The following is a 24,623-nucleotide window of genomic DNA, read 5'->3' as shown; positions in this document are numbered from 1 at the left end:
CGCCCAGCCCCCGGGCCAGGTCGGTGCGGGCCACCCGGGCCAGGCCGGCGTCGACCACCACCCGGACCCCGGGCACGGTGAGGCTGCTCTCCGCGACCGAGGTGGCGAGCACCACCCGACGCCGGTCGGCGGGGCGCAGCGCGGCGTCCTGCGCGGCGGCGGGCAGCCGCCCGTGCAGCGGCAGGACGGCCACCCGGTCGGTCAGGTCGGCCAGCCGGCGGGTCACCGCGCCGATCTCGCCCGCCCCGGGCAGGAAGACCAGCACGTCGCCGTCCTGCTCGTGCAGGGCCCGCCGGACGGTCGCGGCGACGTGGTCGAGCAGCAGCGGATCGACCCGTCCCGCGCCCGGTGGCGCGACCGGGCGCGGTGGTGGCGTCCAGACCCGGGTGACCGGGTGCAGGGCCGCCTCGGCGCGGACCACCGGGGCCGGCGTGTCGCCGCCGAGCAGGGCGGCGAACCGGTCCGCCTCCGGGGTCGCCGACATCGCCACCAGCCACAGCTCGGGCCGCAGCGCCGCCTGGGCCTCCACGGTGAAGGCCAGCGCGAGGTCGGCGTCGAGCTGCCGCTCGTGCACCTCGTCGAGCAGCACCGCGTCGACCCCGGGCAGGTCCGGGTCGCGCAGCAGCCGGCGGACCAGCAGGCCGGTGGTGACCACCTCGACCCGGGTGTCCGGTCCGACCCGGCGGTCGCCGCGCACGGCGTAGCCGACCCGCTGGCCGACCCGCTCACCGAGCAGGTCGGCCATCCGCCGGGCCGCCGCCCGGGCGGCCACCCGGCGGGGCTGGGCGACCAGCACCCGCCCGGCCACCCCGTCGGCCACGGCGAGCGGGGCCAGGGTGGTCTTGCCGGTGCCGGGCGGGGCGACCAGGACCGCGCCGCCGGCGTCGGTCAGCGCTCGCAGCAGGGATGCCAGCGCCGGTCGCACCGGCAGGTCGAGGGGTACGTCACGGAGCACGGCTGCCACTGTGGCACGCCGGGCGTCAGACCCGGCGTACCGCCTCCATGCCGGTGACGAAGGCTGTCCAGGCATCGGCGGAGAAGACCAGCGCGGGGCCGCACCGGTCCTTGCTGTCGCGTACCGCGATCCGGTCGTCGGTGGAGGCGATCTCCACGCAGTTGCCGTTGCCGCTGCTGCGGCTGCTGGTCCGCCAGTCCATCATGGACAGAGGCAGCGCCTGCATTCCGTACCTTCCGTTCCCCCCAGGGCGTGCCGCGGCGATGCGATCACGCAAAGTGACGAGAAGCCTCCTCCAGGCGGGCCAGGGACCGCTCCGGATCCAGTGCCATCCGGCACAGCTCCTCGTGCACAAGGGTATACCCGCGCACGTGTCCCGCTTCCTCCAGCGCCAGACCCACCGTGAGATTGTCCAGGTAAACCACGGAATTGTCGGCCGCGTCGGCAAACGTGAGGATCACGTACGGGGTGCTCATCGCGGGATGGCCCCCGGCCGAGAACGGAAGTACGTAGCATGTAACGTTCGGTGACTGGGCGACCCGGGCCATGTGGGTCAACTGCTCCGCCATGACGGCCGGCCCGCCCACCGGACGCAGCAGCACCGCCTCGTTGAGGACCACCGACAACTCGACCCGGGGCGAGTCCCGGTGCAGCACCTCCTGGCGTCGCAGCCGGGCGGCCACCTTGCGCTCCAGCCCCTCCTCGCCGGCCGTACGACGGAACATCTCCCGGGCGTACGCCTCGGTCTGCAGCAGCCCGGGTACGGACTCCGCCTCGTACGTGCGCAGGCCCTCCGCCTCCGCCTCCAGGCCGACGTAGAACTCGAACCACTCGGGCAGCACGTCGCTGTAGTTCTGCCACCAGCCGCGCTGCTGGGCGCCCCGGGCGATCTCGATGAGCGCCTCGGCGTCGACACCGGTCACCTCGTAGAGGGCCAGCGCGGCACGCACGTCACGGGGTTTGATGCCGATCTGGGCATTCTCGATGCGGGACAGGTTGCTCTTGGACATGTCGAGTTGGCGGGCGGCGACGTCCAGTGTCATGCCCGCGCGTTCCCGCAGTTGGCGGAGTTCACGGGCGATGCGGCGGCGGCGAACGGTGGGGCTGACGGTCACCCTCCGAGTCTGTCACGACAAGATCCGCAGGTCGCACGAGCACGGAGTGCAACTATCGAATCCGGGAGTTGCAAAGCTGGAGCTCTGCGGGCATCCTGTCACCCGGCGTGGATCACCTGTGGACAATGCGTGGGAGGCTCGTTTGCTGGTCGCCGACGAGTTCTTTCTGATCGCCCACAACGACAGTCGTGGCAAGGCCAAACTGCACCCGAGCGCCACCGGGCTCGGCCTCGCCGCCGGACTGCTGGCCGAGTTGATCCTGTTCGGACAGATCACCGTCTCCGGTGGACTGGTCACCGTGATCGACCGGCGTCCCCCGGCCGACGCGCTGGCCCACACCGTGCTCGACCAACTGATCGGTGAGTCGCAGCACCAGGCGGTGCGCACCTGGCTCGCCTTCCTGGCCCAGTCGTCCACCACGTCGGTGGGGGAGCGGCTGGCCCGGGCCGGGGTGCTGCGCCGGCAGGAGAACCGCCGGTTGCTGCGTACCACCGTCAGCTACCTGCCGATCGACCTCAACGCCGCCGCCTGGCCGGCGACCCGGCTGCGGGCCCTGGTCGAACGGCCCGAACAGCCGCTGGTGTCGGACACCACGCTGCTCGGGCTGGTGGCCGCCGCCGGGCTGACCCGCGAGGTGCTGTGGAGCGCCGGACCGCGCGCCCACCACCGGCTGTCCACCCTCGTCGGTTCGCTGCCGGCCCCCCTGAAGGAACTCGTCGTGCACACCGAGGCCGCGGTCGGCGCGGCGGTGCTGCGCGGCATCCCCTGATCTCGCCGCGCCACCCCCTTCCCCCTCCTCTCCCCTCTTCCGGAGCAGCCCCATGCCCCCGCATCCGACAGTCGACCGCCCCAGCAACGTCAGCGACGCCCTGGCCCGTGGCCGCCTCGGCGTTCCGTCGGTCATCTTCTTCGTCCTCTCCGCCGCCGCGCCGCTGACCGTGGTGGCCGGCGTGGTCACCACCGGCTACGCGGTCACCGGCATCACCGGCATGCCGCTGGCCTTCCTCGCCGTGGGCGCCGTCCTGGCGCTCTTCTCCGTTGGCTACGTGGCGATGGCCCGCCGGGTGGAGAACGCCGGCGCGTTCTACGCCTACGTCTCGCGCGGCATCGGCCGGCCGGCCGGCGTCGGCGCGGCCTGGGTCGCGCTCATCGCGTACAACGCCCTCCAGGTCGGTCTCTACGGCGCGATCGGCGCCGCCGCCGCCCCGGTGCTCGGCACCCTGTTCGGCGTCGAACCGCACTGGGCCGTGGTGGCCCTGGTCGCCTGGGCCCTGGTCGCCTTCCTCGGCCTGCTGCGGGTGGACGTCAACGGCCTGGTCCTGGCGGTGCTGCTGATCGCCGAGATCGTGGTGATCGTCGTGTTCGACCTGGGTCAGCTCAGCCACCCGGCGGGCGGCTCGACCAGTTTCGCCGCCCTCGCCCCGGCCAACCTCCTGGTGCCGGGGGCGGGCGCGCTGCTGGTGCTCGCCATGACCGGGTTCGTCGGGTTCGAGTCCTCGGTGGTGTTCAGCGAGGAGAGCAAGGACCCGCGGCGGACGGTCCCGCTGGCCACGTACCTCTCGGTGGCGATCATCGCCGGGCTCTACGCGCTCTCCTCCTGGTCGATGACCGTGGCCGTCGGCCCGGAGAACATCTCCGCCGCCGCCGGTGAGCAGAGCATCGAACTGATCTTCAACCTGGCCGCCGCGCACCTCGGCGACACCGCCGTCACCATCGGCCAGGCGTTGTTCATGACCTCGGTGCTGGCCGCGATGATCTCGTTCCACAACACCACCGCCCGGTACGCCTTCGCGCTGGGCCGGGAGCGGGTGCTGCCGGCCGCCTTCGGGCAGACCTCGCCGCGTACCGGCGCACCCCGGGTGGCCTCGCTGGCGCAGAGCCTGCTCGGCCTGCTGGTGATCGTGCTGTACGCGGTCAACGGCTGGGACCCGGTGGTGCAGCTGTTCTACTACGCCGGCACCGGCGGCGGCTTCGGCGTGCTGCTGCTGATCGCCACCACCAGCGTCGCCGTGATCGTCTACTTCGCCCGCTCCGACACCTCGGAGTCGCTGTGGAAGCGGGCGATCGCCCCGGCCCTGGCCACCGTCGCGCTGGCCGCCGTCGTGGCGGTGGCGGTGGCCAACTTCGCCACCCTGCTCGGTGTCGCGCCGGATTCGCCGCTGCGCTGGATCATCCCCGGGGTCTACCCGGTGGCCGCGCTGATCGGCCTGCTGTGGGGCCTGGTGCTGCGCTCCAACCGGCCCGACGTCTACGCCCGGATCGGGCGGGGCGCGGAGAGTGCGGCCACCTCGCTGTTCGCCCCGCCGGTGGAGCAGCCGGTGCCGGTGGAGTCCCGCCGGTGACCGCGCCGACCATCGGACGGCTCGCCGCCGCCGACACCCGCTGGGTCGCCGAGCGGATCGCCGAGGCGTTCCTGGTGCTCCCGGCGACCCGGTGGCTGGTGCCGGACGAGGCCAAGCGGGAGGCCGTCTTCGCCGACAACTTCGAGATCCTGGTCGACCACGCGATGCGGCACGGGCTGGTCTTCGGCACGGCCGACCGCGACGCGGTGGCGGTCTGGTTCCCGCAGGTCGGTGACGGGTCGCCGGCCCCGGCGGACTACGACGACCGGCTGGCCGCCGCCTGCGGGGAGTGGACCCCCCGGTTCCAGCACCTCGACGAACTGTTCGCCGCCAACCATCCGCACCCCGACCACCACCACCTGGCGTTGCTCGCCGTCCGGCCGGGGCGGCAGGGGCAGGGGCTGGGCACCGCGCTGCTGCGGCACCACCACGCCTGGCTGGACGCCCACGGGGTGCCCGGTTACCTGGAGGCCAGCAGCGAGGCCGGGCGGGACCTCTACGCCCGGCACGGCTACCGGCCGCGGGAGATCTTCCGACTGCCGGACGGCACGCCGTTCTATCCGATGTGGCGGGACCCGGCGGTCGGCTGACCCCGGACGGGGACCGGCCCCGGCACGCGTGCGTGCCGGGGCCGGTCCGTCGCTGGGAACCGGGAAGGCCCGGTCGGCGAACCGCCGACCGGGCCCCGTGGTCGTGGCGGTCACCGGCCCGCCGGGCCGGTGACCGCCTCCACCCCTAGTAGGTGCCGTCGAGCTGACCGCGCAGCTTGGTCAGGGCCCGGGCGAGCAGCCGGGACACGTGCATCTGCGAGACGCCGATCTGGTCGGCGATCTGCGACTGGGTCAGGTTGCCGTAGAAGCGCAGGGTGAGGATCTTCTGCTCACGCTCGTCGAGGGTGGCCAGCGCCGGGCCGAGAGCGACCCGGAGCTCGGCCAGCTCGAACTCGTTGTCCTCGCCGCCGAGCATGTCGCCCAGCTCGGTGGCGCGGTCGCCGTCGCCGGTCGGGGTGGACAGCGACACCGCGTTGTACGCGCGGGCACCCTCCAGGCCCTCCAGGACCTCTTCCTCGGTGAGCTTGAGGTGGGCGGCGATGTCGGCGACCGTCGGCGAGCGGCCGAGGGTCTGCAACAGCGAGCTGTTGGCGTCGGAGATGGCCAGCCGCAGCTCCTGGAGCCGCCGGGGGACCCGGATGTCCCAGGTGCGGTCGCGGAAGTGCCGCTTCAGCTCGCCGATGATGGTCGGGATGGCGTAGCCGGCGAAGTCGACGCCGCGCGACGGGTCGAACTTGTCGATCGCCTTGATCAGGCCGACGGCGGCGGTCTGGGCCAGGTCGTCGGTGGGCTCGCCCCGGCCGCTGTAGCGGTGGGCCAGGTGGTTGGCCAGCGGGAGCCAGGCCTCGATCGCCCGGTCGCGCAGCGCGGCCCGGGACGGGTGGCCGGCGGGCAGCGCGGCCATCGCGTTCAGCAGGTCGGCGGCGCTGTCGGTGAGTGCGCGCGGGTCCAGCTTCTCGGTGGTGGACGGTGTCGCCGCCGGCTTGCTCATGGTGGGCGCGGTCATTGGTGGTCCTCCCTGCACCTCGTCCGCGGTCAAAAAGACGTGACGCTTCGGTTTAGCTTCAGATGGGCCGTTCGGAAGCCACCATAGCCTGATCGGTGAGTGGAAATCTAGCCGAAAGGCTGATGTACTTAAGTGATTTTCTATCGCAAAGACGCACTATCGGACATGGTTCGCGTCGAATGTGATCACGGGCACCGGTCGATGCGGCAGGCCACCCGGAACCCGACACCACGGCAGCGGTGTCGGCTATCCGTCCTTGTCCCGCCGACAGGACCGCCCGTAGCGTCGCGGGAGACCACCGCCGTACGGAGGACCACGTGCTCGACCCCGCGCACCCGCAGCTCGTCGTCGACAGCCGTACGCTGCACTTCAGCTGGTTGCCGGCCGACCCGGACGCGGTCGCCGCCCTGGTCCCGCCCGGCCTGTGCCCCCGGCCCGACCGGCAGGTCTTCATGAACCAGTACGTCGTCGAGGACGCCGCCCAGACCTCCGGCCTCGGCGCGTACTCGCTGACCTACGTCGGGGTGGCCCTCGCCGGGGTCGACGCGCCCGACGGGGTCACCCCCGGCGGCTGGTGGACCCACTACGTCACCTCCAGCCCCCGGGTCCGGGACTACGCCGCCGCCCGGGGCGCCCCGGCCGTGCTGGGACGCACCACCCTGCGGGAACGGGGCGACGTGCTGGTCGCCGACACCGAGGTCGGCGGCGTCCCGCTGATCCGGACCCGGGCCCGGATCGGCCACACCGGCCACGAGTTGCGCGCCGGCCACCACCGCTACTTCACCCGGCGCGACGGCGAACTGTTCAGCGGGGTCTACCCCTACGTCTCCGAACCGGTCAGCCCGTTCGAGATCGAGTCGGTGGAGTTCCTCGACCCCCGGCACCCGAGCTACGCGCTGCGCCCGGAGAACCCCCTGCTCATCGCCAGCGGGTGCTACGCCCCGCGCACCTCGTTCGCCTACCCGGGCGGCCTGACCCGGTACCCCACCCCGCCCGCGCCGGCCCCCGACCGACGGGACCTACCAGGTGCCCTCGCGGCGGGCGTGCAGCGGCCTGCCGTCGGGGTCGTAGACCAGCCGGTACGCCGGTAGCGCCCACAGCCGGGTGTACCAGGGCAGCCGCTCGGGCCGGTGCGGACGCAGCCGGCCCGGCGGCCGGGGGCCCGAGCGGCCCGAGTCGTGCCACCGCTGGAGGGCGTCCGCCGTGGCGGTGATCGCCGCGACCGCGCTGGCCGGGTCCAGCAGGTCGGCGTCGTCGGCACCGTCCGGGTCCCGGTCCAGGTGCTCCCGCCACAACCGCAGCCGCAGGTCCCGGGCGAACACCCGGGCCCCGTCACCCCGACCCGCCGGGTCGACGGGGGCCCGCTCGTCGCGGGTCTCGTCGAGCACCGCGCAGGACAGCTCGCTGTCGTGCGTCCAGGACCGGCGGTTGAAGTTGTCGCTGCCCACGCTCGCCCACACGTCGTCGACCACGCAGATCTTGGCGTGCACGTAGACCGGGTCGCCCGCCCGGTTCTCCACGTCGAAGACGTGCACCCGCTCCGGCGCGGCCCGTTGGCACAGCGACAGCGCCTGCTCCCGGCCCACCATGTTGGGCGGCAGCGCCAACGCGCCGTCGACGTCCGGGTAGCGGGGGACCACCGCGACCAGGTGCAGGTCGGGATTGTCCCGCAGCGCCTCGGCGAACAGCTCGGCCACCTCGGTCGACCAGAGGTACTGGTCCTCCAGGTAGATCAGCCGGCGGGCCCGGCGTACCGCCTTGGTGTAGCCGCGGGCCACCGTCCGCTCGCCGTCCGGGGCGAACGCGTAGCGGGGCCGCACCGCCGGGTAGGTGCGCAGCACCTGGATGTGGTGCGGGCCGCAGGGCGGCGGGTCGGCCGGCGGGTCGGGCAGCGGATCGGGGCTCAGGTCGGAGCCGCGCAGCCGGTCCCGCAGGTAGGCCAGCGGGTTCTCCGAGTCCAACGGCATCGGGTCGGTCCACCGCTCGCGGAACGTGGTGTCCAGCGCGGCGACCACCGGCCCCCGGACGGCCAACTGCACGTCGTGCCACGGCGGGTGCGGGCCGTACCTCGGTGACATGGCGAGGGCCTGCGGGTCGCCATGGTGGTCGGCGTCGTCGCGGCGGCTGTGGCACAGGTCGATCCCGCCAGCGAAGGCGACGTCCCGCTCCGGGGCGTCGCGGTGGCGCAGCACCACCAGCTTCTGGTGGTGCGACCCGCCCCGCCGGACGCGCTGGTCGAGCAGCACCTCACCACCGGCGGCGTTGACCGTCTCGCTCAGGTCGCGGTTCTCCGCCTCGCTGTAGGACAACGCGTCGAGGTGGGAGCGCCAGAGCAGCCCCTTGACCAGCACGCCCCGCTGGGCGGCCCGCGCGAAGAGCTGGGCCACCGTCGGGCCGTCCGGGCGCATCCGCTCGTCCGGGTCGCCCCGCCAGTCGGTGAAGAAGAGCTGGTCGCCCGCGCCGAGCGCCTCGACCTCGGTGACCAGGCGGTCGAAGTACGCCGACCCGTGAATCAACGGCTCGGCGAGGTTTCCGGACGTCCAGACGGGTATCCGGGAGACCGGGTTGGCGCGTTCCTCAGCGGTCAGGAACCAGTCCTCGATCGCCACGTTCCAGCCTCCCGAGGTCGACGACGTCCTCACGGTAGGACCCCCGCCGTCGGTACGCACTCCGGGTCTCCCCGGAACCCGCCCGGACGGTGGCCTACCGCACCCCGCGAAGCCATGCACGCCGAGGAGGCCAGGCCATGCCCGCCGAGACGACGAACCCCGCGAACGAGGACCGTACGGATGCGGTCGAGAGCGAACGCGGCGCGATCCTGGCGGTGCTGCTGATGGTGATCCTCGGGGTGGCCGGCATCTTCGCGGTGTCCTGACCGTCGCGGTCCCGGCCCGGGCGTCCCGGTGACACCGGGACGCCCGTCGGAGGTCGGTCTCAGGGGCGGTCGCCCTGGCCGCCGGTGTGCGGCAGCCGCTGGGCGGGCACCACGCCCAGCTTGCCGGCCTGGAAGTCCTCGAAGGCCTGCATCAGCTCGGCGCGGGTGTTCATCACGAACGGCCCGTAGTGCGCCACCGGCTCCCGGATGGGCCGGCCGCCCATGATGTAGAGGTCCAGGGCCGGGGTGTTGCCGTCCTGCCTGCCGTCGGCGGTCACCCGCAGCGCGTCGCCCGGACCGTGCACCGCCAACTGGCCGCCCTGGAAGGGCCGCCGGTCGGTGCCGACCGTGCCGCGACCGGAGAGCGCGTAGACCAGCGCGTTGAAGTCGGCCCGCCAGGGCAGGTCTAGCTCGGCGCCGGGCTGGAGCGTGACGTGCGCGATGGTGATCGGCGTGTGGGTCGACCCCGGCCCCTGGTGCCCGGCGATCTCACCGGCGATGATCCGGATCAGCGCGCCGCCGTCCGGCGTGGTCAGCAGCGCCGACTCCCGGCCACGGATGTCCTGGTAGCGCGGCGGCATCATCTTGGCCACCCGGGGCAGGTTGACCCAGAGCTGGAGGCCGTGGAAGAGGCCACCGCTGGCGACCAGGTGCTCCGGCGGGGCCTCGATGTGCAGCAGGCCACTGCCGGCGGTCATCCACTGGGTGTCGCCGTCGGTGATGGTGCCGCCCCCGCCCTGCGAGTCCTGGTGGTCCATGATCCCGTCGATCATGTAGGTGACCGTCTCGAAGCCCCGGTGCGGGTGCCACGGGGTGCCCTTCGGCTCGCCCGGCGCGTAGTCCACCTCGCCCATCTGGTCGAGGTGGATGAACGGGTCGAGATCCGACATCGGCACCCCGGCGAAGGCGCGGCGGACCGGGAAGCCCTCACCCTCGTAGCCGCTGGGGGCGGTGGTCAGCCGGCGGACCGGCCGGTAGCTGGTGGTCTCGTCGAGCCGGGGCAGGCGGGGCAGGACGAGGACGTCGTCGACGGTGATCGCGGGCATCGCGGGCTCCTCAGGTGTCGCGGTGGGTGGACGACGCGTCCCGGTCGGCGCGCAGCCGCCGGCCGAGCCGGTCGAAGACCCGGGTCAGGGTGGCGACCTCGGCGTCGTCGAGGTCGTCCATCAGGTGCCGCCGGACCGAGGCGAGGTGCCCCGGCGCGGCCTCACGTAGGGCCAGCAGCCCGGCGGCGGTGAGCACCGCCTCGCTGCCCCGACGGTCCCCGGGGCAGGACTGCCGGGCGACCAGACCCCGCCGCTGCATGGTGGAGATCTGGTAGGTGAGCCGGCTGGGGGAGAAGACCAGCCGGGCGGCCAGCTCGCCCATCCGTAGCCGCTGGCCCGGTGCCTCGGAGAGCAGGACCAGCACGTGGTAGTCGGCGAAGCTCAGCTCGCCGTCGGCGCGCAGATCGTCCTCCAGCTGGGTGAACAGCCGCTGGCTGGCCTCGATGTAGGCGCGCCAGCAGGCCATCCGCTCGCTGTCCAGGCTCTCCGTCATGCCCCGAACAGTAGCACTCTTTCAAATTTAAACAAGCTCTCTGATGTGCCTGTGAGCAGCGAGACATTTCTCCTTGACGGGAGGAAATTCAGGATTTGAAGGAAAGAGTGGCCGGTGAGCTGGCAGACTGCCCCGGTGGAACCCGTACAGATCACCGCGCCCGGCCTGGTGCTGCGTCCCTGGCGGGCGGCGGACGCGCCGGCCGTGCTGGCCGCCCTCGTCGACCCCGACATCGTCCGGTGGAACGGGCAGGGGGTGACCGACCTGGCGCAGGCCGCCGCGTGGATCACCCGGCGGTCCGACCGCAGCGACGGCAGCCACGTCTCCGTCGCGGTCACCGACGCCACCGACGGGACGCTGCTCGGCGCGGTCTCCGTGCACCAGATCCGGGACGGCAACGCCGCCGTCGGCTACTGGACCGCCGGGCCGGCGCGCGGACGCGGGGTCGCCTCCGGCGCGCTGCGGGCGCTCACCGGCTGGGCCTTCACCCACCTCGACCTGCACCGGATCGAACTGTGCCACGCGGTCGACAACCCCGCCTCCTGCCGGGTCGCCACCCGTGCCGGCTACCGCTGGGAGGGCACGCTGCGTGAGTCGCACCGCTACGGCGACGGCCACCGGCACGACGAACACCTGCACGCCCGCCTCGCCACCGACAACTGACCCGCTCCGCTCCCGCTCACCCGTCGCCCCCGCTCACCCGTCGCCCCCGCTCACCCGTCGCCCCCGCCGCGGCCCTGCCCTGTCCCGGGTGATCAAGAGCTTTGCGTCACCGTTGAGCCCGATTTCCGCCTCAAACTTCTTGATCACCGCCCCTTCGGCGCGGTGTCCCGGCGGTGTCCCCGGTGATCAAGAGGTTTGCGTCATCGTTCAGCCCGATACTGACGCGAACCTCTTGATCACCGGGGACGGCGGCTCGGGGGAGGGCGCGGGGGTTCGGGGGAGAGCGGCTCAGGGCGGGGGAGGGGAGAGCGGCTGGGGTGGCGGGAGAGGGGCGGGTCGGGTTCGGCGGCTGGTTAGGGTCGACGGGTGGACGACCTCGACGTGCTCGACTGGCGGGAACGCACCGCCGCGCTCTACCTGTCCGACACCGACCTGGCCGGCTTCCGGGCCGCCCGGGACGAGCTGTTCCGCAGTCACCCGGCCAGCCCGCTGCCGGCCGCCGACCGGGCCGGTTTCCCCGGGCTCGGCTGGTTCCCGCCGGACCCGGGGGCGGTGGTCGAGGCCCCGCTACGCCCCGCCTCCGGCACCGAGACCATCGACACCGGCGGCCCGGACGGGGTGGTCCGCTACCGGCGGGTGGCGGTCGCCGAGACACCGTGGGGGCCGCTGACCGTGTGGTGGATCGAGGCGTACGGCGGGGGACTGTTCGTGCCGGTCCGCGACGGCACCAGCGGCCGGGAGACGTACGGCGGTGGCCGGTACCTCACCGACACGGTCAAGGGGACCTTCGGGCGGGGACTCACCGTGCTCCCCGGCCACCGGGTGCGCCTCGACGCCAACTACCTCTACAACCCCAGTTGCGCGTACGACGACACCTGGGCCTGCCCGCTGGCACCCCCGGAGAACCGGCTCGCCACACCGATCCGGGCCGGTGAACTGGTCTATCCTCGCCGCGACCGCTGACCCTGCCACGTCCCCGCCCCACCCGCCCCGCCGCTCGGCGAGAGGTGAGGTCAGCGGCCGGCCTGGCATGCCCAGGTCAGGAATCGGTCGGTCGCGTCCACTGGCCTGCCGCCGTCGAGCTGCGTGAGCTGGTCTTCGGCTTCCTCCTTGAGCTTCGACAGCAGGGTCAGCAGGCCCGGCCGGTCGTCGGCGTACGCCGCGAGGAGCGCGAGTTTCGCTTCCCCGCAGGGCCACGGGTGGGCGTCGATCCGGCAGAGCCAGGTGGGTGGTAGCGGCGTGTGCCGGCCGGGAAGCAGCTCGGTCACGCCACCACGACCTTTCCCGGGACCGGCCTGCGCGGAGCCGGTCGACGGGGGCCGGGCTCCAGGCGCGTCGCTCCGGCCGGCATCAGGAACAGGGTCCGCCGCCGGACCGCGTCGCCGGCTGCGTCCAGCTCGTAGGCGTCGATCCACAACCAACAGTCGTACGTGTGCCGGTCGGTGAGCACCCGGATGACCCGTACCGTGATCGGACGGATGAACTGCACGCTCGCGGCGCGCGTCAGGTGGAGCACGTCGCCGGGGCGGATCGTGTGCGGGGTCACCGGGCTAGCTCCCGTTCCAGCCGGGGGGCCCGGCGGTGGCAGTGGGCCCGGCGGTGACAGGGGACGGCGTTCGCCAGCCGGCCGGGGCCCCGCCACGGTGGGACGAACGGCCCGATCGGGCCGGGCACCGACGGGCGTGCCGGTGGTGGGTCGTCAGGCTTGCGGCGCGGCTCGGGCGGTGGTGGGCTGTCGGGCTCCGGCGTGTCCGGCACGGTGCTCCCCCTTCGTAGCGGTGGATGGAACGGGGGCCGCCTCCTGCCCCTCCACAGGAGACGGCCCCCGCAGCAGACGCGGCCGGCGGATCTCCCCTCCAACCGGCGGCGCCGCTCCGGGCTCCACCTTGCCGAGGGTTGTGGAGCAAACACACCGCGTAGCAATATGCAGGCAGACGTTCAGAATGTTCGGCCGCAACGTGGGAGGGAACGGGATGAATCTGGCAGTCAAAGAGGCCATGGCGCAGACCGGGGAGACCGCCGAGAGCCTGGCAGCTCAGGTCGGGGTCGACCCGAAAACCGCAGCCAGGTGGGCACGCCACGGGAGCATCCCGCAGACCCGGCATCGCGCCAAGGTCGCGGCGGTCCTGGGCCGCGACATCCTGGACCTCTGGCCGGATGCGCTGAAGCGTCGTGAACCGGCATGGTTCCGGTCCTGGGTCGACATCGAGCGCGAGGCGGTCGCCCTACGGGGATTCGAGCTGGCATGGGTGCCCGGCCTCCTCCAAACCGAGGCGTACGCGCGGGCGACGCTGGCGCTGGCGACAACCACCCCCGAAGAGGTCGACGAACTGGTGACGGCACGGATGCAGCGGCAGGCGATCCTCCACCGGCCGCAGCCTCCGCTCGTCGTCGGGGTGCTCGATGAAGCGGTCCTCCGGCGGCGCGCAGGCCGCGACGGCAAGCTGATGCGCGAGCAGTGCGAACACCTCGCGGCCTGCGCCGAACTGCCGTGCGTGCAGGTGCACGTCGTACCGCTCGACACGCCTATCTACCTGGGCATGGGCGGTCCGTTCGTCCTGGCCGAACTGCCGGACGGTGCGCGGATGGCGCACCAGGACGGTCCGGCCAGCGCACACATCACCGACGACGCGGCAGAGATCGCTAGCCTTGAACGTAGGTGGGCCCGCATAGTCGGCGAGGCCCTACCCCGGTCGCAGTCTCTCGACCTCATCAGGAAAGCGGTGTCAGCATGGACCTGACCGGCGCGCGGTGGCGCAAGAGCACGAAGAGCGGGGACAACGGCGGAAATTGCGTCGAGGTCGCCGACAACCTGCCCGGCGTCGTCCTGGTGCGGGACACGAAGGACCGTGAGGGTGGGACGCTGGCGTTCGCGCCGGGTGCGTGGCGGGGGTTCGTGGACTTCGCGAGGGCGTCCCGCTAGCCAGAAATCCCAGTGCCCCCGTCGGCCGGGGCCTTCCTCGCTGCCCGGGTGACGGGTGCTCCCGGCGTGTCATGGTCGGGCCGCCCGCCCCGGTCGGGGGCCGACCACGCGACCGTCGCCCCGACGCGAACCGCCGCCCCGGCGCTGGGCGCGTCGGGACGGCGGCGGGGTCGGACGGGTCAGCGGGCGGTGGCCCCGGTCGGGGTCAGGTGCATCCGGCCGAGCATCTGCCGCGCCTGGTCGGCCAGAGCGGCGTCGACGGTCACCGCGTACTGGCCGGCGCGGAGCGAACTGGCCGAGGTGAAGTCGCGCTGGCCGCCGGACATGGCGTGCGCCACCGCGCCGAACACGGCACCCCAGATGGCACCGATCACCAGTCCGACCAGGATCACCGCGAGCCAGTTGCCGACCGTGAAGATGCCGAACAACAGACCGATGAACAGACCGAACCACGCGCCGGTGCCGGCGCCCAGCAGGGCGGCGCGTCCCGTGGTGAGCCGGCCGAGCACCGTCTCCACCAGGGTGAGGTTGGTCCCGACGATCGCGGTGTGCTCCACCGGGAACCGGTTGTCGGCCAGGTAGTCCACCACGCGCTGCGCGGACGGGTAGTCCGGGTACGCGCCGATCGTCACCGTGGGCGGGCCGGCCTGCGGGCCGTGTCCGTCCCCCGGCGGCGTCGCCGGCCGGCCGGCCGGACCGGACGGGAGGTTGTCGCCGCCCGGCATCCCGGGTCGCCAGGTGGCGGTCGGGTTCGCTGCTCTGGTCATGGCATCCTCCTTCGTCAACGACCGGCGTTCCCGCCGGCCCGCCGAGGTAACGCCGGCAGCTCCGGCAATCCGGGCGGCCCGGGCCGCCGGGGTGACGGTCACGGGCGGACGGACAGAAGGCGGTGTGGTCGAGGAATGCGCTCCGCGGTGCCCGGGTAACCCGCCCCGTGGACAGCGGACGGATCAGCGAGCACGGGTTCCTCGCCGACGGGCGCAGCGCCGCGCTGGTGGACCGGTACGGCTCGGTCAACTGGTGGTGCCCGGCCCGGTTCGACAGCCCGTCGGTCTTCGGCCGGCTCCTCGACGACCGGGCCGGGCACTGGTCGATCACTCCGGAGGGCGACGACGTCCGGGTGTCCCGCTCCTACCTGGACGACTCGCTGGTGCTGCGTACCGTCTTCCACACCGGCACCGGCTCGGTGGCGGTCACCGACGCGCTGGCCCTGGAACCGGAGGCGCGCGGGCACGACATCGGCCTGCGCTCGCCCCGGGTGCTCGCCCGGCTCGTCGAGGGGCTCTCCGGCGAGGTGCCGGTACGCGTCGAGTTCGCTCCCCGGTTCGAGTACGGCCGGGTCACCGCGTACCTGACCCACGCCGCCGGGGTGATCGACGCGCGTGCCGGCGCGTGCCGGCTCAGCCTGCGCTCCGACGTGCCGTTGGCCTGCCGGCACGGTGACGCCGTCGGCCGGGCGACGGTCCGGGCCGGGGACACCCTGCGGCTCACCCTCGGGTACGCCCCGACCTACGACGGCGGCGAACCGGCGCTGCCCGCCGCCGACCGGGTGGTGGCCGACGCGGTGGCCGGCTGGCATTCCTGGGCCGACCTGCACGACTACCGGGGCCTGTACCGCGACCAGGTACGCCTCAGCGCGATGGTGGTGCAGGGCATGACGTACCAGCCCAGCGGCGCGATCGTCGCGGCGGCCACCACCTCGTTGCCGGAACAGGTGGGTGGCGACCGCAACTACGACTACCGCTACGTCTGGGTCCGCGACTTCAGCCTCACCCTCCAGGCGTTGTGGCGCTCGGCCTGCCCGGACGAGGCCGACCGGCAGTTCTCCTGGGTGGCGCGGGCGATGGGCCGCATCGACGACGGCCGGGTGCCGATCATGTACGGCGTCGAGGGCGAGCGGGATCTCACCGAACACTCCCTCGACCACCTGCGCGGCTACGCCGACAGTCGACCGGTGCTGGTCGGCAACGACGCCTGGACCCAGCGGCAGAACGACGTGCTGGGCGAGATCCTCGACGCCGCCTGGCTGATGCGGCACTACCTGGACCCGATGTCGCCCGACGTACGGCACCTGCTGCGGGCCCTGGCCGACCAGGCGGTCCGGGCCTGGCACCTGCCGGACTCCGGGATGTGGGAGGCCCGCGACGCCGAACGGCACTACGTGTCGTCGAAGGTGCAGTGCTGGACGGCGCTGGACCGGGCGGTCCGCTTCGGTCCCCGGCTCGGTGACCCGGCCGACGTCGTGCGGTGGACGCGGGCCCGCGACGAGGTCCGCGCGGCGGTGCTGCGGCGGGGGTGGAACGACCGGCTGGGCGCGTACACCGGGGCCTTCGACTCCGACCGGTTGGACGCCTCGGTGCTGCTCATGCCGCTGGTCGGCTTCCTGCCCGCCGCCGACCCGAGAATGCGCTCCACCATCGACGTGGTGGAGCGGCGACTGTCCCGGGACGGGCTGCTGCGCCGCTGGGACGGTGACCCGGCCGGCTTCGTGATCTGCTCGTTCTGGCTGGCGAGCTGCCTGGCCCTGGCCGGCGAGCAGGAGCGGGCCACCCGGCTGTTCGAGCAGCTCGCCGGCCGGGTCAACGACCTCGGCCTCTACGCCGAGCAGATCGACCAGGCCACCGGCGAACAGGTGGGCAACTTCCCGCAGGCCTTCTCGCACATCGGCTTGATCAACGCGGCCGGGTTGCTCACCGACATCGCCGAACGACGACGCGACCTCGCCACCGACCGGCCGCACTTCGTGACGACCGGCACCGACGTCGTGGCGACGTCGACGTGAGCCGTGCCGACCGGCACGGACCGACGGAGGGAACACGCTGATGAGCGGACGACTGACCGGCCGCACCGCCCTGATCACCGGCTCGGACTCGGGCATCGGGCAGGCCACCGCGATCGAGTTCGGCCGGGAGGGCGCCGACGTGGTGGTGCACTACCTGCACGATCACGCCGGCGCGAACCACACCCGGGCCGAGATCGAGAAGGCCGGCCGACGGGCGGTGGTGGTGCAGGGCGACATCAGCGTCGAGCACCAGGTCGAGGCGATGTTCGACGAGGCGCTGGCGGAGTTCGGCGCGTTGGACGTGCTGATGAACGACGCCGGGGTGGACGCCTCCGGCATCGGCGTGGCCGACCTGGACACCGAGACCTGGGACCGGTGCATCCGCACCAACCTGTACGGGATGTTCTTCTGCTGCCGGCGGTTCGTCCGGCACCGCCGCGACCAGGGCGGCGGCGGGAAGATCATCAACATCACCTCGATCCACCAGGAGGTCGCCCGGGCCGGCGGGGCGGACTACGACGCCAGCAAGGGCGGCATGCTCGAACTGGCCAAGAGCCTCGCCCTGGAGGTCGCCCCGATGCAGATGAACGTCAACAACATCGGGCCCGGAATGGTGCTCACCCCGTTCAACCAGGAGGCCATCGACGACCCGAAGTACCTGGCGGAACAGGTGCAGAGCATCCCGTGGAAGCGGGCCGCCGAACCGGTCGAGATCGCCCGGCTGGCCGTCTTCCTGGCCAGTGACGACGCCGACTACGTGACCGGGTCGACGTACTTCATGGACGGCGGCCTGATGCAGAATCAGGGCCAGGGCGCCTGAGCCGGCCGGCCGCGCCCCGGCCCCCGCCCGGAAGGCCCGCCTGATGCGGCTGCTCATGATCGCCGACACCCACCTGCCCCGGCGCGCCCGGGAGCTGCCGGACGAGGTCTGGACGGCGGTGGACGCCGCCGACGTGGTGCTGCACGCCGGAGACTGGGTCGAGGTGGACCTGCTCGACCGGCTGGCCGAGCGGGCCCGTCGGCTGGTCGGCGTGTACGGCAACAACGACGGCCCCGACCTGCGGGCCCGGCTGCCCGAGGTGGCCGAGGTGGAGCTGGCCGGGCTGCGGGTGGCGGTGGTGCACGAGACCGGGCCGAAGACCGGCCGGGAACAGCGCTGCGCGGCCCGGTTCCCCGACCGCGACCTGCTCGTCTTCGGCCACTCGCACATCCCGTGGGACAGCGTCGCGCCGGGCGGCCTGCGGCTGCTCAACCCGGGCTCACCCACCGACCGGCGGGCCCAGCCGTACGCCACGTACCTGACCGCCGAGGTGGCGGCGGGACAACTCGACCGGGTCGTGCTGCACCGCCTGCCACCCCGCTGAGGTCACCGGCCCCGGCCGGTCTCCTCCTGCAACTCGTCGATCCGCCGGGACGCCTCCGCCTTGGTCAGGTCGTCCGGCACCTCCTCGCCCGCCTCCCGGGCGAGGGTGTGCAGGTACGACTCCTGGGCGGCGGTGGGCGGCTCGTCCCCGGTCACCCACTCGTCCGGGTCCTTGATCGCCCCACGCGGGTCGGGCAGCTGGTCGTTGTCGGTCATCACGTTCACCTCTCCTCGAACAGCCGTGCCAATACCCCGCCGTCCGCCCGGTCATGCCGGTCGCGGTGCCTACGATCAACCGGTGGACACGGACGTGATCGTGGTGGGTGCCGGCATCGCCGGGGTGGCGTGCGCCGGGGAACTGGCGCGGGCGGGCGTACCGGTGCAGGTCCGGGAACGTGGTCGGGTGGCCGGCGGCCGGATGGCCAGCCGACGTTTCGACGGTCGCCCCGCCGACCTGGGGGCGGCGTACCTCACCGCCGACGACCCGGACTTCGTCGAGGTGGTCGGGCGCTGGCAGGCCGCCGGGCTGGTGCGGGAGTGGACCGACACCTTCGTCGCGTACGGCCCGGACGGCCGGCGGGAGGTGCCCGGACCGGTCCGCTGGGCCGCCCCGCGCGGCCTGCGTTCCCTGGTCGAGGAGATGGCCCGGGAGTTGCCGGTGACCGTGGACCGGTTCGTGTCGGGCGTCGCGCCGGGCCCGCTGGTGGACGGCGAGTCCGCCGCCGCCGTCGCGCTGTGCACCCCGGGACCGCAGGCCGCCCTGCTGCTCGACCCGGCGTTGACCGGGGCCACCCGGGCCGCCGGCCGGCAGCGGTGGTCGCCGGTGCTCGCCGCGGTGCTGCGTTTCCCCGGCCGGCGGTGGGCAGACTTCCGGGGCGCCTTCGTCAACGAACACCCGGTGCTCGCCCTGGTCTGCGACGACGGCGACCGGCGTGGCGACGCCGCCCCTGTGCTGGTCGCCCACACCACACCGGAGTTCGCCGCCGGTCACCTGGCCCAGCCCGGCGCGGCCGGCCCGGCGGTCGAGGAGGCCGTCCGTGACCTGCTCGGGCTGCCGGACCCGGCCGAGCTGGTCCACGTGCACCGGTGGACGTACGCCCGGCCGGTCGAGCCGGACCCCGACGGTGGGTTCTTCCTCGACGACGACCTGGTCGGGCTGGCCGGGGACGCCTTCGGCAGGCCCCGGGTGCAGAGCGCCTGGCGCTCCGGCCGGGACCTGGGCCGGGAACTGGCCCGCCGGCTCAGCTGACCGTCCGGCCGGCCGGTGACCGGTCAGCCCCGGGCGCCGTCCAGGGCCGGCTCGTCGTGCCGGCCCCGCTCCGCCGGATCGGAGGTGCGTTCACCGGCCCGGTCCAGCAACTGCATCACCGGGGTCGCGGCCATCCCGTGCACCACCACCGACACGACCACCACCAGGCCGACCGTCGCCCAGATCAGGTCCGCCTGGGCGAAGTCCGCCTTGGTGGTGGCGTACGCCAGGTAGTAGAACGAGCCGACGCCCCGGATGCCGAACGACGAGATCACCCAGTGCTCGGCCGGTCGACCCGGTGCGCCGCGCAGCGACAGCCAGCCGACCAGCGGCCGGATGACGAACACCAGGGCCAGCCCGACGGTCGCCGCCTGCCAGGTGAGCGGGGCGAGCAGGCCGGTGATCACCGCGCCGCCGAACAGGAGCAGCAGCAGGACGGTCAGCAGCCGCTCGGTCTGCTCGGCGAAGTCGTGCAGCACGGCGTGGAACTCGTGGGTCCGCTCGGCGGCCCGGATCGCCCGCGCGGCGACGAACACGGCCAGGAACCCGTACCCGCCGATCACCTCCACCAGCCCGTACGCCAGGAACGTGGCGGCCAGCGCGAGGAAGCCCTCGGCGTGCCGGGCCAGCCGCAGCTCGCTCGGGGCGCGGAAGAACAGCTTGCCGAGCAGCCAGCCGACCAGCAGGCCACCGCCGATCCCGACAGCCAGTTTGTAGAGCACGTCGACGGTGAACCACTCGGCGAACCAGCCCGACGGGGCGAGCCCGGCGGTGGCGATCGCGATGGCCGCGTAGACGAACGGGAAGGCCAGGCCGTCGTTGAGGCCGGCCTCGGAGGTCAGCGCGAAGCGCACCTCGTCCTCGGAGTCCTCCGCGTCGGTGGGTTCGCCGACCTGCACGTCGGAGGCGAGCACCGGGTCGGTGGGGGCGAGGGCCGCGCCGAGCAGCAGCGCGGCGGCCGGCACCAGGCCCGCCCACCACCAGCCGAGCAGCGCCACCGCCGCGATGCACAGCGGCATCGCGATCGCCAGCAACCGCCATGTGGACGACCACTTCCGCCAGCTCAACGGTCTGTCGATCTTGAGGCCGGCGCCCATCAGCGCCACGATCACGCCGATCTCGGTCAGGTGGGTGGCGACCTGCGGGTACCGCAGCGGGTCCGGGGCGGGCAGCCCGATCGGCAGGGCGAAGACCAGCATCCCGAGGCCGAGGAACGCTATCGGCATCGACAGCGGGCGACGCTCCAGCAGGCGGGGGAGCACCCCGGCCAGCAGGGCGCCCACGCCCACCAGCGCGAACTCGACATCGACCAGTTCCACCCCGACCACCTCTCACCCCCGGCCACGGGTGTGGGCGGGGGTGGGACTGTGCCCCGTGACCGGCCGGGCTAAGCCTGGGTGTCCGGCTTGTCCCGGCCCGGGGGTCGATCAGTGGCCGCCGATGGACCGCTGGCCGGCCGGGCCGGACCCGCCGGTGGGGGCCGGTCAGCCGGGGGGAAGAAGGATCTCGAACCAGACCGTCGAGCCCCGTACCGTCGGGTCGGTGCCCCAGGCGTCGGAGAGCTGTTCGATCAGCCCCAGGCCCCGGCCCCGGCTGCTCAGCGTGTCGGTCTGGGCCCGGGTCACCGCGCCCCGGGTGCCGGAGTCGGCCACCGACACCAGCAGCCGTTCCGGGCTGAGGTCGATCTCCACCCGGGCGGCGGTGCCGGCGTGCAGCAACGCGTTGGTGGTCAGCTCGCTGGTGCACAGCACCGCCGCGCCGATCACCGCCTCGGGCACCTGCCACTCGGCCAGCTGCGCGGTCATCCAGTGGCGCACCCGGCTGGGCGCGGTCGGCTCGGCGGGCATCTCCATCCCGGCCGACCGGCTCGGCTTGAGCGCGTGCTCCACCGCGAGCACCGCCACGTCGTCCTCGGTGGCGCCGGGGACCGCGCCGGTGGCGACCGCGCACAGCGCCCGGGGGTCGCCGCTGGCCGCCCCGGCCACCGCCGCCGCCAACCCGGCCAGGCCGGCGGTGAGGCTCTGCCGCCGCCGCTCGACCACCCCGTCGCTGTAGAGCAGCAGGGTGTCGCCGGGGGTGAAGGGCACGGTCGCGGTGTGCGGCCGGCACCCCAACCCCAGGGGCGCGCCGGTCGGCAGCTCGACGAAGACGGCGGTGGCGTCGCCGTCCGGCCCGGACCGCCGGATCAGCGGCGGGGGATGACCGGCGCTGGCCAGGGTGATCTCGCCCCGGTCGGCGTCGACCACCCCGAAGGCCACCGTGACGAACAGTTCGTGGGTGCCGGTCTCGGTGCCCAGGCTCGCCACCAGCCGGTCCAGCCCGGCCAGGACGGCGTCCGGGCGGGGATCGGTCAGCGCCAACGCCCGCAGCGCCGCGCGTACCTGCCCCATCCGGGCCGCGGCCTGCACGTCGTGCCCGGCGACATCGCCCAGCACCACGCCCAGGTCACCGGAGGGCAGCAGGAACGCGTCGTAGAAGTCGCCCCCGGCGGCGTTGCCGTCGACCCCGGGGTCGTAGCGGGCGGCGATGCGCAGCCGGGGCAGCGCCGGCAACTGCTCCGGGAGCATGCTGCGTTGCAGCAGCTGGGCGGTGCCGTGCTGGGTCTCGAACCGGCGGGCGCGCTCCGCCGCCTGGCCGACCAGCTCGGCCGAGGCGGCCAGCAGCGCCCGTTCCGCCGCCGTCCAGCCGTGCGGGGTCTGGTAGCCCACGGCGAGGCCGCCCCGGATCACCGACGAGCGCAGCGGCAGCGCGGCCAGCGAACGGATCTTCTGGTCGTGCCGGTCGACGGCGGTGTCCCGCAGCGGCTGGCCGTCGCCGGCGAAGAAGGGCACCCCGCTGCGCGCGCCGACCACCACCGGCGCGGTGGTGTCCGCCGGGACCGGCCGCCACAGCGGGGGCAGCCGCTCGTCGGCCTCGTCGAGCAGTTCGCCCCGGACGCGCCGGACCAGCCGCCAGGCGGGGCCGTCGTCGACGGCGAAGGACACCTGGTCGGCGTCGAAGGAGTGCAGCGCGTAGCGCAGCGTCACCCGGGCCACGTCGTCGAGGGTGAGGGTGCCCGACAGCGCGGCGGCGAAGTCGGACAGGCTCTGCAACTGCTGGGTGAGCTGGCTGGTCTGGGCGGCGACGGTGAGCACGCCGACGATCCGCCCGGTGCTGTCGCGGACCGGGGAGTGGCCCCGGGTGAAGACGGTGTGTTCGCCGGTGCCCTGCTGGTGGACGGGGAGCACCGACTCCTTCTGGAGGAAGGACTCGCCGTGCCGGTAGGCCCGCTCGATCACCTCGCCGACGCCCGGGGCGTGCCACAGGTCGGCGTAGACCTCGGGGGCCGGCCGGCCCATCGCGTCCGGGTGCCGGTCGCCGATCACCTCCGCGTACGCCTGGTTGTAGAGCAGCACGAAGTCGTCGCCGTAGTGCAGCGCCATCGGCACGGGGCAGGACAGGATCACGTCGACCAGGACGCGGATGGTCACGTCCCAACCCTGTTGCGGGCCCAGCGGGGTGTCGGCCCACGGGTGGGCCGGCACGGTCGCCGCCTCCGGTGTGACCCCGGCCGGCCCCGGTGCGGGGGTTGGTGACGTCGGGACCCGCCCGACCGTGCCTGGCATGTCCGCAGCCTATCCGGAGCCGGCCCGAGCGACCCGATCATGCCCGGCGCCTCCGCTGACGCCGACCTTCGTGTAGTTCCGGCGGGTTCTCCATAGACATGTCGGGAAAATCGGTGCGGATTCTCCGGCGTGCTGCTGCGGCGGACGGGTAACCGGGCGGCGCAGTCCATTGGACAGGAGGGACATCATGCCGGAAACCCTTGCGGTCAGGCAGGTCGACATCGGTAGCGCCTTGACCGACATGTGGCGGTCGGTGCTGCTGTTCGTGCCGAGAGCCATCGCGTTCATCGTCATCCTCGTGGTGGGCTGGCTCATCGCCCGCGCGGTACTCAAGATCGTGGACGCGGCGCTGGAACGGGTGGGCTTCGACCGGGCGGTCGAACGGGGCGGGATCAGACGCGCGTTGGAACGCACCAAGTACGACGCCAGTGACATCCTGGCGCGGCTCGCGTACTACGCGGTGCTGCTGTTCACCCTGCAGTTCGCGTTCGGGGTGTGGGGACCCAACGCGATCAGCGACCTCATCCGGGGGGTGGTGGCCTGGCTGCCGCGGGCGTTCATCGCGATCGTCATCGTGGTCGTGGCCGCCGCCATCGCCAACGCCGTGCGGGACCTGGTCTCCGGTGCGCTCGGCGGCCTGTCGTACGGCAAGGTGCTGGCCGACCTCGTGGCCGTCTTCATCCTGGCGCTCGGGGTGATCGCCGCGCTGAACCAGGTCGGCATCGCCACCACGGTCACCACGCCGGTCCTGATCGCGGTGCTCGCCACCGTGGCCGGCATCCTGATCGTCGGCGTCGGCGGCGGTCTGGTGAAGCCGATGCAGTCCCGCTGGGACGGCTGGCTGGACCGGGCGGCCGAGGAGTCGCGGGCGGTCCAGGAGCACCGGCGGGCCCGCGCGGCCGGGCAGGGCGACATGGGCCGGCAGATGGCCGACCGGGGCGGCGAGCGGACGCAGGCCATGCCGCGCGTCGACGAGGCCCGCACGATGGCCGGCGGCCGGGGCACCTACCAGTCCGGCTCCGGCGACGAGACCCAGCAGTTCGGCCGTCCGGGCAGCTGAGTCGGCAACACACCGCAGGGGTGTCCGCGCGTGGCGCGGGCACCCCTGCCGGCGTACCCGGGTGGGTCAGGCCGGGTCGAGGTGCCGGGGGTCGAGGGTGCGGGCCAGGGCGCAGACCGCGAGTAGACGGACCAGCACCCAGTCCGGAGCGGTGAAGTCCGCCGCGCCGTCGGGGAGCAGGCCGTGCGCGCGGGCGGTGTCGCGGACCCCCTCGGCGTAGCCGGCCAGGGCGGCCGGGGTCAGCGGGCGGCGGTCACCGTCGAGGCTGTCCCTGATCGCCGCGGCGTGCTGGTCGACCAGCGCGAGCAGGCCGGGCCGGGCCGCGGCGGCAGCGAGGCCGGGGGCACCGACCGAGGCGGTGAGCAGGGCCAGGTGGGAGCGCGCCGCGCGCACGGCGGTCCGGGTCGCGACCTGGGGGTACGGCACTCGCATGAGGAACGAGGTTAACCACCCGGTAACCCCGGCGGAGTCGGCCACCCGGCCGGTACGGGTTCCCCCGCCGGTCGGCCGGCCCTCCGCCACCGGGACCGATCCGCGCCCCGACGGGCAGACGGCGCACCGGCCACCGTCGGCGTCGGGGCGGACCGCAACGGGA

At 73.5% G+C, this 24,623-nt stretch carries 28 protein-coding genes; 14 read left to right on the top strand and 14 right to left on the bottom strand.

Annotated features, from left to right (window positions below; translation table 11 throughout):
* The 3 genes from H1A17_RS20750 to H1A17_RS20740 all read right to left on the bottom strand — a co-directional run.
* Positions 1–955 (bottom strand): helicase-related protein (locus H1A17_RS20750; RefSeq protein WP_309236826.1); only part of this gene is annotated, 955 nt, incomplete at its 3' end.
* A 25-nt stretch (positions 956–980) separates the two neighbouring features.
* Entirely contained in the window at positions 981–1,181 is a 201-nt protein-coding gene (locus H1A17_RS20745) for a DUF397 domain-containing protein (RefSeq protein WP_088644091.1), read from the bottom strand.
* A 43-nt stretch (positions 1,182–1,224) separates the two neighbouring features.
* On the bottom strand, positions 1,225–2,070 hold the full coding sequence (locus tag H1A17_RS20740) for a helix-turn-helix transcriptional regulator (RefSeq protein ID WP_194822697.1): 846 nt from the start codon (positions 2,068–2,070) through the stop codon (positions 1,225–1,227).
* A 142-nt stretch (positions 2,071–2,212) separates the two neighbouring features.
* On the opposite strand from H1A17_RS20740, the gene H1A17_RS20735 reads away from it, so the two are divergent.
* The 3 genes from H1A17_RS20735 to H1A17_RS20725 are packed head-to-tail and all read left to right on the top strand — an operon-like array spanning position 2,213 to position 5,002.
* Positions 2,213–2,839: a GPP34 family phosphoprotein gene (locus H1A17_RS20735; RefSeq protein ID WP_194822696.1), complete on the top strand. Its 627-nt coding sequence runs from the start codon at positions 2,213–2,215 to the stop codon at positions 2,837–2,839.
* A gap of 52 nt (positions 2,840–2,891) precedes the next feature.
* On the top strand, positions 2,892–4,412 hold the full coding sequence (locus H1A17_RS20730; RefSeq protein ID WP_145918808.1) for an APC family permease: 1,521 nt from the start codon (positions 2,892–2,894) through the stop codon (positions 4,410–4,412).
* Positions 4,409–5,002, top strand: a complete 594-nt coding sequence (locus H1A17_RS20725; RefSeq protein ID WP_145918809.1) for an N-acetyltransferase — start codon at positions 4,409–4,411, stop codon at positions 5,000–5,002. The genes H1A17_RS20730 and H1A17_RS20725 overlap by 4 nt, the downstream gene beginning before the upstream one ends.
* Before the next feature lie 145 nt (positions 5,003–5,147).
* On the opposite strand, the gene H1A17_RS20720 is transcribed toward H1A17_RS20725, so the two are convergent.
* Positions 5,148–5,969, bottom strand: coding sequence for a SigB/SigF/SigG family RNA polymerase sigma factor (locus H1A17_RS20720; protein ID WP_088644086.1), 822 nt, complete (start codon positions 5,967–5,969; stop codon positions 5,148–5,150).
* 317 nt (positions 5,970–6,286) lie between these two features.
* On the opposite strand from H1A17_RS20720, the gene H1A17_RS20715 reads away from it, so the two are divergent.
* Entirely contained in the window at positions 6,287–7,060 is a 774-nt protein-coding gene (locus tag H1A17_RS20715) for an acetoacetate decarboxylase family protein (protein WP_240762737.1), read from the top strand.
* Here H1A17_RS20715 and H1A17_RS20710 read toward each other — a convergent pair.
* A complete protein-coding gene (locus tag H1A17_RS20710; protein WP_145922680.1) occupies positions 6,989–8,578 on the bottom strand; it encodes a phospholipase D-like domain-containing protein in 1,590 nt (529 codons plus the stop codon). The two genes, H1A17_RS20715 and H1A17_RS20710, sit on opposite strands and share 72 nt — an antisense overlap.
* A gap of 137 nt (positions 8,579–8,715) precedes the next feature.
* Between H1A17_RS20710 and H1A17_RS35145 the strand changes: the two genes are divergently transcribed.
* Positions 8,716–8,844: a hypothetical protein gene (locus H1A17_RS35145; protein WP_255470155.1), complete on the top strand. Its 129-nt coding sequence runs from the start codon at positions 8,716–8,718 to the stop codon at positions 8,842–8,844.
* A 59-nt stretch (positions 8,845–8,903) separates the two neighbouring features.
* Here the strand turns inward: H1A17_RS35145 and H1A17_RS20705 are convergent, their stop codons facing one another.
* Positions 8,904–9,890, bottom strand: coding sequence for a pirin family protein (locus H1A17_RS20705; protein WP_145918810.1), 987 nt, complete (start codon positions 9,888–9,890; stop codon positions 8,904–8,906).
* A 10-nt stretch (positions 9,891–9,900) separates the two neighbouring features.
* A complete protein-coding gene (locus H1A17_RS20700; protein ID WP_145918811.1) occupies positions 9,901–10,383 on the bottom strand; it encodes a MarR family winged helix-turn-helix transcriptional regulator in 483 nt (160 codons plus the stop codon).
* A 114-nt stretch (positions 10,384–10,497) separates the two neighbouring features.
* Between H1A17_RS20700 and H1A17_RS20695 the strand changes: the two genes are divergently transcribed.
* Together H1A17_RS20695 and H1A17_RS20690 are read left to right on the top strand one after the other, a co-directional pair.
* Positions 10,498–11,046, top strand: a complete 549-nt coding sequence (locus H1A17_RS20695; protein WP_240762739.1) for a GNAT family N-acetyltransferase — start codon at positions 10,498–10,500, stop codon at positions 11,044–11,046.
* Between the two features lie 366 nt (positions 11,047–11,412).
* A complete protein-coding gene (locus H1A17_RS20690) occupies positions 11,413–12,009 on the top strand; it encodes a DUF1684 domain-containing protein (protein WP_145918812.1) in 597 nt (198 codons plus the stop codon).
* A gap of 50 nt (positions 12,010–12,059) precedes the next feature.
* On the opposite strand, the gene H1A17_RS20685 is transcribed toward H1A17_RS20690, so the two are convergent.
* Together H1A17_RS20685 and H1A17_RS20680 are read right to left on the bottom strand one after the other, a co-directional pair.
* Positions 12,060–12,314: a flavin reductase gene (locus H1A17_RS20685; protein ID WP_240762741.1), complete on the bottom strand. Its 255-nt coding sequence runs from the start codon at positions 12,312–12,314 to the stop codon at positions 12,060–12,062.
* Entirely contained in the window at positions 12,311–12,592 is a 282-nt protein-coding gene (locus tag H1A17_RS20680; RefSeq protein ID WP_240762743.1) for a hypothetical protein, read from the bottom strand. Before H1A17_RS20680 ends, H1A17_RS20685 begins: the two co-directional genes overlap by 4 nt.
* 427 nt (positions 12,593–13,019) lie before the next feature.
* Between H1A17_RS20680 and H1A17_RS20675 the strand changes: the two genes are divergently transcribed.
* Positions 13,020–13,787 carry a DUF5753 domain-containing protein gene (locus H1A17_RS20675; RefSeq protein WP_194822695.1) on the top strand — a complete coding sequence of 256 codons (768 nt, stop codon included), beginning with the start codon at positions 13,020–13,022 and terminating at the stop codon, positions 13,785–13,787.
* Positions 13,778–13,969, top strand: a complete 192-nt coding sequence (locus H1A17_RS20670; protein ID WP_145918814.1) for a DUF397 domain-containing protein — start codon at positions 13,778–13,780, stop codon at positions 13,967–13,969. The genes H1A17_RS20675 and H1A17_RS20670 overlap by 10 nt, the downstream gene beginning before the upstream one ends.
* A gap of 179 nt (positions 13,970–14,148) precedes the next feature.
* On the opposite strand, the gene H1A17_RS20665 is transcribed toward H1A17_RS20670, so the two are convergent.
* Complete coding sequence (locus H1A17_RS20665; RefSeq protein ID WP_145918815.1) at positions 14,149–14,736, bottom strand: general stress protein; 588 nt, start codon at positions 14,734–14,736, stop codon at positions 14,149–14,151.
* A 167-nt stretch (positions 14,737–14,903) separates the two neighbouring features.
* Between H1A17_RS20665 and H1A17_RS20660 the strand changes: the two genes are divergently transcribed.
* Genes H1A17_RS20660 through H1A17_RS20650 form a run of 3 tightly spaced genes read left to right on the top strand, consistent with a single transcriptional unit; the run spans position 14,904 to position 18,115 of the window.
* Complete coding sequence (locus H1A17_RS20660) at positions 14,904–16,751, top strand: glycoside hydrolase family 15 protein (protein ID WP_194822694.1); 1,848 nt, start codon at positions 14,904–14,906, stop codon at positions 16,749–16,751.
* A 40-nt stretch (positions 16,752–16,791) separates the two neighbouring features.
* Positions 16,792–17,571, top strand: coding sequence for an SDR family oxidoreductase (locus H1A17_RS20655; protein ID WP_194822693.1), 780 nt, complete (start codon positions 16,792–16,794; stop codon positions 17,569–17,571).
* 43 nt (positions 17,572–17,614) lie between these two features.
* Positions 17,615–18,115, top strand: a complete 501-nt coding sequence (locus H1A17_RS20650; protein WP_145918817.1) for a metallophosphoesterase — start codon at positions 17,615–17,617, stop codon at positions 18,113–18,115.
* A gap of 2 nt (positions 18,116–18,117) precedes the next feature.
* On the opposite strand, the gene H1A17_RS20645 is transcribed toward H1A17_RS20650, so the two are convergent.
* On the bottom strand, positions 18,118–18,330 hold the full coding sequence (locus H1A17_RS20645; RefSeq protein ID WP_088644100.1) for a DUF3072 domain-containing protein: 213 nt from the start codon (positions 18,328–18,330) through the stop codon (positions 18,118–18,120).
* 94 nt (positions 18,331–18,424) lie between these two features.
* On the opposite strand from H1A17_RS20645, the gene H1A17_RS20640 reads away from it, so the two are divergent.
* Positions 18,425–19,363, top strand: coding sequence for an NAD(P)/FAD-dependent oxidoreductase (locus H1A17_RS20640; protein ID WP_194822698.1), 939 nt, complete (start codon positions 18,425–18,427; stop codon positions 19,361–19,363).
* Between the two features lie 23 nt (positions 19,364–19,386).
* On the opposite strand, the gene H1A17_RS20635 is transcribed toward H1A17_RS20640, so the two are convergent.
* Together H1A17_RS20635 and H1A17_RS20630 are read right to left on the bottom strand one after the other, a co-directional pair.
* Positions 19,387–20,682, bottom strand: coding sequence for a sodium:proton antiporter (locus tag H1A17_RS20635; protein ID WP_145918819.1), 1,296 nt, complete (start codon positions 20,680–20,682; stop codon positions 19,387–19,389).
* A gap of 165 nt (positions 20,683–20,847) precedes the next feature.
* Complete coding sequence (locus H1A17_RS20630) at positions 20,848–22,968, bottom strand: SpoIIE family protein phosphatase (protein WP_194822692.1); 2,121 nt, start codon at positions 22,966–22,968, stop codon at positions 20,848–20,850.
* 187 nt (positions 22,969–23,155) lie between these two features.
* Between H1A17_RS20630 and H1A17_RS20625 the strand changes: the two genes are divergently transcribed.
* Positions 23,156–24,028 (top strand): hypothetical protein, encoded by an 873-nt coding sequence (locus H1A17_RS20625; protein WP_145918821.1) that lies wholly within the window; start codon positions 23,156–23,158, stop codon positions 24,026–24,028.
* 66 nt (positions 24,029–24,094) lie between these two features.
* Here the strand turns inward: H1A17_RS20625 and H1A17_RS20620 are convergent, their stop codons facing one another.
* Complete coding sequence (locus H1A17_RS20620; RefSeq protein WP_145918822.1) at positions 24,095–24,460, bottom strand: DUF6401 family natural product biosynthesis protein; 366 nt, start codon at positions 24,458–24,460, stop codon at positions 24,095–24,097.
* Positions 24,461–24,623: the final 163 nt, after the last annotated feature.

Origin of the sequence: Micromonospora sp. S-DT3-3-22 (assembly GCF_015354745.1) — a bacterium.
Taxonomy (GTDB): domain Bacteria; phylum Actinomycetota; class Actinomycetes; order Mycobacteriales; family Micromonosporaceae; genus Micromonospora; species Micromonospora wenchangensis.
The sequence above is the reverse complement of the archived record's forward strand: the minus strand, read 5'-3'. Positions and strand labels throughout refer to the sequence as shown.

What these genes read in the sequence shown, in the direction of transcription:
- H1A17_RS20745 (WP_088644091.1), bottom strand. Translation starts at nt 1,181, where the DNA reads ATGCAGGCGCTGCCTCTGTCCATGATGGACTGGCGGACCAGCAGCCGC.
- H1A17_RS20730 (WP_145918808.1), top strand. Translation starts at nt 2,892, where the DNA reads ATGCCCCCGCATCCGACAGTCGACCGCCCCAGCAACGTCAGCGACGCC.
- H1A17_RS20720 (WP_088644086.1), bottom strand. Translation starts at nt 5,969, where the DNA reads ATGACCGCGCCCACCATGAGCAAGCCGGCGGCGACACCGTCCACCACC.
- H1A17_RS35145 (WP_255470155.1), top strand. Translation starts at nt 8,716, where the DNA reads ATGCCCGCCGAGACGACGAACCCCGCGAACGAGGACCGTACGGATGCG.
- H1A17_RS20705 (WP_145918810.1), bottom strand. Translation starts at nt 9,890, where the DNA reads ATGCCCGCGATCACCGTCGACGACGTCCTCGTCCTGCCCCGCCTGCCC.
- H1A17_RS20700 (WP_145918811.1), bottom strand. Translation starts at nt 10,383, where the DNA reads ATGACGGAGAGCCTGGACAGCGAGCGGATGGCCTGCTGGCGCGCCTAC.
- H1A17_RS20675 (WP_194822695.1), top strand. Translation starts at nt 13,020, where the DNA reads ATGAATCTGGCAGTCAAAGAGGCCATGGCGCAGACCGGGGAGACCGCC.
- H1A17_RS20670 (WP_145918814.1), top strand. Translation starts at nt 13,778, where the DNA reads ATGGACCTGACCGGCGCGCGGTGGCGCAAGAGCACGAAGAGCGGGGAC.
- H1A17_RS20665 (WP_145918815.1), bottom strand. Translation starts at nt 14,736, where the DNA reads ATGACCAGAGCAGCGAACCCGACCGCCACCTGGCGACCCGGGATGCCG.
- H1A17_RS20655 (WP_194822693.1), top strand. Translation starts at nt 16,792, where the DNA reads ATGAGCGGACGACTGACCGGCCGCACCGCCCTGATCACCGGCTCGGAC.
- H1A17_RS20650 (WP_145918817.1), top strand. Translation starts at nt 17,615, where the DNA reads ATGCGGCTGCTCATGATCGCCGACACCCACCTGCCCCGGCGCGCCCGG.
- H1A17_RS20645 (WP_088644100.1), bottom strand. Translation starts at nt 18,330, where the DNA reads ATGACCGACAACGACCAGCTGCCCGACCCGCGTGGGGCGATCAAGGAC.
- H1A17_RS20630 (WP_194822692.1), bottom strand. Translation starts at nt 22,968, where the DNA reads ATGCCAGGCACGGTCGGGCGGGTCCCGACGTCACCAACCCCCGCACCG.
- H1A17_RS20625 (WP_145918821.1), top strand. Translation starts at nt 23,156, where the DNA reads ATGCCGGAAACCCTTGCGGTCAGGCAGGTCGACATCGGTAGCGCCTTG.
- H1A17_RS20620 (WP_145918822.1), bottom strand. Translation starts at nt 24,460, where the DNA reads ATGCGAGTGCCGTACCCCCAGGTCGCGACCCGGACCGCCGTGCGCGCG.